At 38.3% G+C, this 7,132-nt stretch carries 6 protein-coding genes; 1 reads left to right on the plus strand and 5 read right to left on the minus strand.

Annotation, left to right across the window (positions count from 1 at the left end):
* The 3 genes from VLZ86_RS13755 to VLZ86_RS13765 all read right to left on the minus strand — a co-directional run.
* Positions 1 to 725 (minus strand): glutathione synthase (locus VLZ86_RS13755; RefSeq protein WP_325452312.1); only part of this gene is annotated, 725 nt, incomplete at its 3' end.
* A 12-nt stretch (positions 726 to 737) separates the two neighbouring features.
* A complete protein-coding gene (locus VLZ86_RS13760) occupies positions 738 to 2,576 on the minus strand; it encodes a flavohemoglobin expression-modulating QEGLA motif protein (protein ID WP_325452314.1) in 1,839 nt (612 codons plus the stop codon).
* A 1-nt stretch (position 2,577) separates the two neighbouring features.
* Positions 2,578 to 3,408 (minus strand): N-formylglutamate amidohydrolase, encoded by an 831-nt coding sequence (locus VLZ86_RS13765; protein WP_325452316.1) that lies wholly within the window; start codon positions 3,406 to 3,408, stop codon positions 2,578 to 2,580.
* Between the two features lie 234 nt (positions 3,409 to 3,642).
* Between VLZ86_RS13765 and VLZ86_RS13770 the strand changes: the two genes are divergently transcribed.
* Positions 3,643 to 4,548, plus strand: coding sequence for an EamA family transporter (locus tag VLZ86_RS13770; RefSeq protein WP_325452318.1), 906 nt, complete (start codon positions 3,643 to 3,645; stop codon positions 4,546 to 4,548).
* Positions 4,549 to 4,550: 2 nt separating this feature from the next.
* Here VLZ86_RS13770 and VLZ86_RS13775 read toward each other — a convergent pair whose 3' ends face one another.
* A complete protein-coding gene (locus VLZ86_RS13775) occupies positions 4,551 to 5,996 on the minus strand; it encodes a dicarboxylate/amino acid:cation symporter (RefSeq protein WP_325452320.1) in 1,446 nt (481 codons plus the stop codon).
* Between the two features lie 207 nt (positions 5,997 to 6,203).
* Positions 6,204 to 7,132 (minus strand): chorismate synthase (gene aroC / locus VLZ86_RS13780; RefSeq protein WP_325452322.1); only part of this gene is annotated, 929 nt, incomplete at its 5' end.

The raw sequence follows: 7,132 nt of genomic DNA on the forward strand, positions 1-7,132 counted from the left end.
TTCACACGCTGCATTAAAGCGTATTGGCCATCAACCTGCAAAGGTTCGCCATTCATCAAGAACAAACGCGTATCGCCACCTGTAGCTTCTGTAAGATACTCTTGCGCAATGACAAAACCGTCACGGCAAATGGCATCAATAGTTTGGGAAAGATTGTGCTCGTTTTTCTTATCCATCATAAACACATTCGTGCCACCGGACCCTTGTAAAGGTTTAAGAATCATTTTTTGCTTTTGTTCCTTAAAGAAGTCCTTTATTTCATTGTGGTCTCGCGTAATGATTGTTTTTGGACGAAGGATTTCAGGAAAATGCTGAAAATACATTTTATTTACTGCGCCCGCCAAACTACTTGGATGATTGAGTACCAAGACGCCATTACTCATGGCTATTTCCCCAAAAATGAACGCGGCATTATAGGCCCAATCCCGTTCATTGATTTCATCTGCAGGGTTATTTCTAAGAAATAGAACATCTAAATCTTTAGAAGATAAATTAACGAATTCTTCTTTCTGTACGGCTTTAAAATAGGTTTCTTCACCTTTAAAAGCCCGATCTTTTATAGTTTTACATCTTACTGAGAGATGTCCTTTTGATGCATAAGACAATTCGCCCACTCCTATAAAAAATACTTCATGTCCTCTTTTATAAGCTGCATAGCCCAAAGCGGGAGTGGTATAATTCCACTTTTCTGTGGCGTGGTCATTTATTATAAATCCTATTTTCATTTTATCATTATTTTAAAGTACAAGATCAACAATATTCATCCCCTTCCTTAACTTTTTCAGGCGATCCTTTACCTCAATCCGATCTAAAAAATTTGGTAATATGGGTTCTCTCACTACGTTTCTGTAAAGTAATTCCTCAATTAAATCGATATGGGTGGTATTGAACTTACCCGTATAAAGGGGTTCCAACTTCCCTCCCTTTTCAAGGTAGGCCATCAAATCAATAAGACCTGCAAGATACACTGCATCTTTGGTCAGTCCGCCACCTCTGTAAACCCGCATGCTTATATAATATGCCACGCGATTAGGAAAAGCATAAGCTGTTCTTAACAAATTAAAGGTTTCTATAAAACTGGCATTGTTGACCATGGAATGTACGGCAATGACACGTCCTGCCAATAAACGCAATCTGTTTACGGTCAATCCGCCTACCAAATATTCCGCGATTACCGCTAAGCCTTCCTGTAACTGATCATATCCTTCAAAGCCAACATACATTTGTTTTAAAGGTTGACTTTTACCATTGCAATAGGTCAAAATATGCGTACCAATTTCGTGTTGTATCAACGCATCACATCTGTTGGCATCCAAATCCATTTCATTATTAATCAGCAATTTTGACTTTGACACCATAATGCCAGCTACGTCATCCCTAATTTCTATACCAAGGTCCAAGTCTGGAAATTTATTTGCATAGTAATCTATTTCTCTTTGAGCATGTTCTGCAAATTCTGAAGAATTTAAACGTTTAGATCCCTCAATGACCTCTCCTTTTGGATAGGTTTTAAGAATGTGTTTTGCCGCAACTAAAACATCTTCCTGGATCACTCCGTAGAGACTTTCACCAATAAACCGAAAATTATCGGTCCCGCGCTCTTCAAGCATGATCAACTGTTTCTCTATTTCAAGCCGTTTTCCTCGCAAGATAAAGGCAAGGGTAGGATCTTCAACAAGGTCAATAGGAATGTTGAAAAGTTTGCGTTTTTCCAACTCAGGATCTATGGCAATCAACCGATATTTGAATGACGGTTTGACCGTAAATTCATTTTGTTCAAACTTATCCCATTCCTCGTTGCTGTTCACCGGGGTCACCCTCAACAAAAAAGACATGCGTTCACTTATTTCAGCAAGTTGTGTATCTGATGCCACGGTGGCCGCATCAATATGGGTTTTACCTAGCATTAAGTAATTCTCAAAGGCATCTGTAGTCTGCACCCTTATAAACTCATAAACCGCTCTTTTGATAGTTTCAGAAAAAATACTGTAGAATTTCCTGAAAAATAGTGAGAACAGCTCATTCGTATCCGTATTTTGATAAACGGCAGGAATTGAAATTCCAATAACAAGCGTTCCCGATTTTTTAGAGGTATTGATATCCAACAATGGCGATAAGTGTTTGGGATGCCTAAACTCTGTTGGAATAAATTTAGTGCTTACTCTGGACAGCGTCTTTTTTATTTCACTAAACCCTTCCTCAAGTGCATTTATAGTTTCTGTTGATTTATCTTTTGGACCGTAAATCTGAAATTGGTTTTTTAATGCGCCCTTATTCGGCCATAATTCCAAAATTAAAAAGGTTTCGAATTTCTCAGAAGTAATCAAACGGATGGCTTCCAATAAATGTGTAATATTGATGCTTTCTTCAACAATCAGATAGGAGGCTTGTGTTTTTAGAAGTCGCGAAAAATAAACATCGATTTCTTTGTATCTGTATATGCAAATAAATGGCAACAGTTTGTCAATATGCAGCAAACCATTTTTGGGAAGGACTGCATTTACGGCAACATTTTTAGTAATGTTCTTGCAAATTGTTTGAACCAACTCAGCATCTATTTGGTGTTCCTTTATCATTTTAAGAAGAATGTATTTTATGGAAATTTGAAGCATGCGTGGGCAATTGCTTTTTTAAGCCTTTCCTGATGGCCGAAACAACTTCAGGATAGACTACTTGACCAAGTTCATCACAATAAATTTTGGCCACTTCGGTAGCCAGAACTAAAGTGTTATTAAAATTATTGGTAATGAATTTCAGGAAATAACCATTGCCCTGAAAGGTGTCATTTATTTTGGCGGTTGTTGGGATTTCATTGGGCAATTTGATTCTGGACAATTGTACCCGCCATGCTTCTATGTCGTTTTCAAAGCGTTTATTATCCACATTGGCCGTACCTAAATTCCAAGTTGGCACTTCCCTATCCCAACGTTTCCAATTATAGCTGTGTAGATCATAAACCACACAACATCCAAATTTCAGTTCCAATTGATTAATAAGTGCAGACACTACTTTATAAAAATTTTGATGTTTTTTAAGGCTTTTAGATTTTTCTTCTACGCTCAAAGGTTCTTTCCAGAGTTGTTTTCCCCAAGCGTCGTCGTAAATGGCGTTCTCAGGATCTCTATTCAAATCGTATTCAAATCGGGAATCCATTCCTGAGATTACAATAGGATGAGGTTTTAACATGGTCTTTGTCTTTGGATCTTCTTCATACCAGCGTTCATATTCTGAATGCAGACACTTTGCCCATAGCTCTTTGCGGAACTGGTGGCCGTTATGCACGGCAGCGCAGGCATACGGCACATAATCGTCAATTTTAATGGTAAAGGAATAATCCGAAGCTACAGCATGAAAGCGGTCTTCTGCTCGTATTTTTGAGATAATATCACTTATGGATAATTTTTGCATGAGTTTTAATTTATTAGAACACTAAGGTTTTTTATCGAACATAAAATGTTCACATCTTAACAAAACTATCGAATAATGTTCTGTAAGACTCTAATTAAAATGATAAAAAATAGTTAATGTATTATTTCATTCGTCGGAATTGGACATAAATAAGAGGTTCATATTTAAAGGTACTTTAACATGATGTGAAGAAGTATTTAGAATACCTTTGCCTGCTTATTGAAAAATCCCGTAATGAATTCAAAGTACTATATAGCAGTAATCTCAGCCTTTACCATTTGGGGATTTTTCAGTCTTGTATTGAAATCCTTGGATGACTTCTCAGCTTTTGACATTCTTAGTTATCGCACTGTCGGCTCCGTGCTCATTATGGTATTTGTATCCTTAGCGCTCCGGCCTAAGGCATTGAAAACTACTATAAAACTTTTTAAATCGCTTTCAGCAAAAGACAAACGACGGATCATCGTCATCAATATCTTAAGCGGTTTGTTTTTGGCACTAAACTGGTACATTTATATTTATGTAATGAATAATGTAAGTGTGAGCGCTACGTCTTTGGCCTATCTTATTTGTCCAATATTGACTATGGTTCTTGCCTATTTATTACTCAAAGAAAAACTTTTTAAACTGCAGTGGGTATCGGTGATCTTGAGTTTAATTGGCTGTCTATTGCTGTCCTTGGGCAATTTTACGGATTTGTTTTACAGTATGATCATTGCATTTACGTATGCTCTGTACTTGGTCTTACAACGTAAAAATCAAGAATTGGATCGTTTTTTGGTCTTAACCAGTCAAGTCTTTTTTGCAGTACTTTTTCTTCTGCCATTCATCATCTCTTATGATTCTCCAAACGAAAAGACACCTTTTTTCTACGGAATGTTGGCGCTAATTGCAATAGTATTCACCATCATTCCTATGTTTCTTAATATTTATGCTTTAAGAGGCTTGAACTCATCTGTAGTTGGCGTGTTTATTTATTTGAATCCACTTATTAATTTCATGTTCGCCATTTTCTATTTTGACGAGAAGGTCAGCTTTATTGAAGCGGTTTGCTATTTGCTCATTTTGATTTCTATCTTCCTGTTTAATTTTTCTGCAATAAAAAATAGAATCAATCGAAGGCGTGCAGCGCATATTTGATATTACGATTTCAAATCGAAAGTTTCTGCTGGGTCTTTATTTTCCTGATAATCCAACATATTCTCACCATCAGCCACTATAGCACATACTGCTGCATCTCCAGTAACGTTGACCACGGTTCTGAACATATCAAGAATACGGTCTACCGGGAAAATAATGGCAATCCAAGCAGGATTAAGTCCTACGGAATCCAACACGATTATCAACATCACCAAACCTGCACTTGGAACTGCTGCAGATCCTATAGACGCCAATGTTGTGGTCATAACCACAGTCAATTGCTGTCCTATGGTCAAGTCAATCATGTGCAGTTGGGCCAAAAAGATAACTGCTACGGCCTGGTATAAACTCGTTCCATCCATATTGACCGTGGCACCAATCGGCAGAACAAAACTGCTTATTTTTTTATCAACACCCAAGTTTTGCTCAACACATTCCATAGTAACCGGAAGAGTGGCAGCACTACTGGATGTTGAAAATGCCAAAGTTTGCGCGGGACTCATTGCCTTAAAAAAACCGGCATAAGGGATTTTTCTAACAAATACTTTTAAAATTGACGGGTAAGTTATGAATATCATGATGAGAAGTCCGGTTAGAACGGTTAAGGAATACCAACTTAAGCCTTTAAATATTTCTACTACTTTTCCAATATCATCTCCTGCCATTTTACTTACCACGCCAGCCAACAATGCAAAAACGAAAAATGGGGCGGCTTGCATTACCAAATCAACCATCTTAAGGAACACCTCATTTATGCCGTCTACCAGTTTTAAAACCGGTGCCGATTTTTCATTAGGAATAAATAATAAACATACCCCAAAGAAAATCGCAAAAAAGATAATTTGCAGCATCAGTCCGTTGTTGGACAGCGAATAGAAGAAGTTGTCCGGAACGATATCAATCAATGGCTGTAAAGGCGTTGTGTCCTTTCTTTTGACCGCGGTGGCCAGCTTGTCTGATACTGATACCTCTCTTAAATCTTGTTTGGTCAATTCGGAAATCTGTTGTGCTCTTTCAAAAAATGCAGGATCTTTTAAATAATTGATGCCATCTTTGATTTCATGGCCTTGAGAACTGGCCCAAATTTCGTAATTGATACGGTTGTCTATTCGGCTTTGCTCGTCAATAAGCTTCCCAGGTTTTATGGTGTTCACTAAAATTAGACCTAAGGAAATAGCAAAAACAGTGGTGGCGAGATAAAGGAGCAACGTCTTTCCTCCCATTCTTCCCAAACTTGAAGGATCTCCAATATTGGCAACCCCACCGATGATGGAAAACAGCACCAAAGGCACCGCAATCAGTTTCAATAAATTGATAAAGATGGTGCCAAACGGATCAATCCAATTGATGGTAAACGAGCTCCAGCCCATATAGCTGGACAATAGTGCCCATATAATACCAAGGACCATTCCGATAACGATTTTCCAATGTAGTGCTAGTTTCTTCATAAGTCTTTATTCCGACAAAGGCGGGAATCTTTTTTATAATTATTTTTTAAAACTTTTCGTTTGTCTTAATTTGCCATGAGGCTCGGACCTACGCAAATAGTATCCTATTATTGTTCACTAAAGTGGTTTGCCTCTGTTGGACGTATTGTCGCATGTGTATTGAATAAAATATAGACTTTATAGAATAAACATTCAAGGGCCATCTTTTTATTCATGAGACTCCTGCCTGCGCAGGAGTGAGTAATCTGCTAGAACCAAGGCCGCCATTGCTTCAACAATAGGAATAGCTCTTGGCACAACACAAGGATCATGTCTTCCTTTACCTTGCATTTCTACAATATCACCCTTATTATCGAGTGTGTTTTGTTTCTGGATAATTGTGGCAACCGGCTTGAACGCCACTCTAAAATAGATATCCATCCCATTACTGATACCCCCTTGAATGCCTCCCGATAAATTTGTTTTAGTGCTGCCATCTTCGTTGAATTGATCGTTGTGTTCACTCCCTTTCATTTTGGCACCACAAAACCCGCTCCCATATTCAAAACCTTTTACAGCGTTAATGGAAAGCATGGCCTTACCAAGTTCGGCATGCAATTTATCAAAGACAGGTTCTCCAAGTCCGATGGGTAGATTTTGAATCACACAAGTGACTGTTCCACCAATGGTATCGCCTTCTTTCCTAATCGCCCGGATCTTTTCAATCATCTGATTAGCAATAGTTTCGTCGGGACAACGTACAGTATTACTTTCAATTTTGGTAAAATCAAGATCTTGGTAAGGTTTTTCTAAAAACAGATCGCCAACAGAAGATGTATAGGCATGTATTTTAACGTCTTTCAACATTTGTTTCGCAATGGCACCAGCCACCACCCTACAAGCAGTTTCCCTTGCCGAACTTCGTCCGCCGCCTCTATAATCGCGCACGCCGTATTTTTTATCGTAGGTGTAATCGGCATGACTAGGTCGGTAAACGTCTTTAATATGGGAATAATCGTTTGATTTCTGATCGGTATTTTTGATGATGAAACCAATGGGCGTACCCGTAGTCTGTCCTTCAAAAATTCCAGACAGAAACTCTACCACATCCGATTCTTTGCGCTGCGTCACGATATCGGATTGCCCGGGTTTACGAC

This window comes from Gelidibacter sp., assembly GCF_035515035.1.
Classification (GTDB): domain Bacteria; phylum Bacteroidota; class Bacteroidia; order Flavobacteriales; family Flavobacteriaceae; genus Gelidibacter.

Coding starts and splice junctions, on each gene's coding strand:
- VLZ86_RS13770 (WP_325452318.1), top strand. CDS start 3,643: ATGAATTCAAAGTACTATATAGCAGTAATCTCAGCCTTTACCATTTGG.
- VLZ86_RS13760 (WP_325452314.1), bottom strand. CDS start 2,576: ATGATAAAGGAACACCAAATAGATGCTGAGTTGGTTCAAACAATTTGC.
- VLZ86_RS13765 (WP_325452316.1), bottom strand. CDS start 3,408: ATGCAAAAATTATCCATAAGTGATATTATCTCAAAAATACGAGCAGAA.
- VLZ86_RS13775 (WP_325452320.1), bottom strand. CDS start 5,996: ATGAAGAAACTAGCACTACATTGGAAAATCGTTATCGGAATGGTCCTT.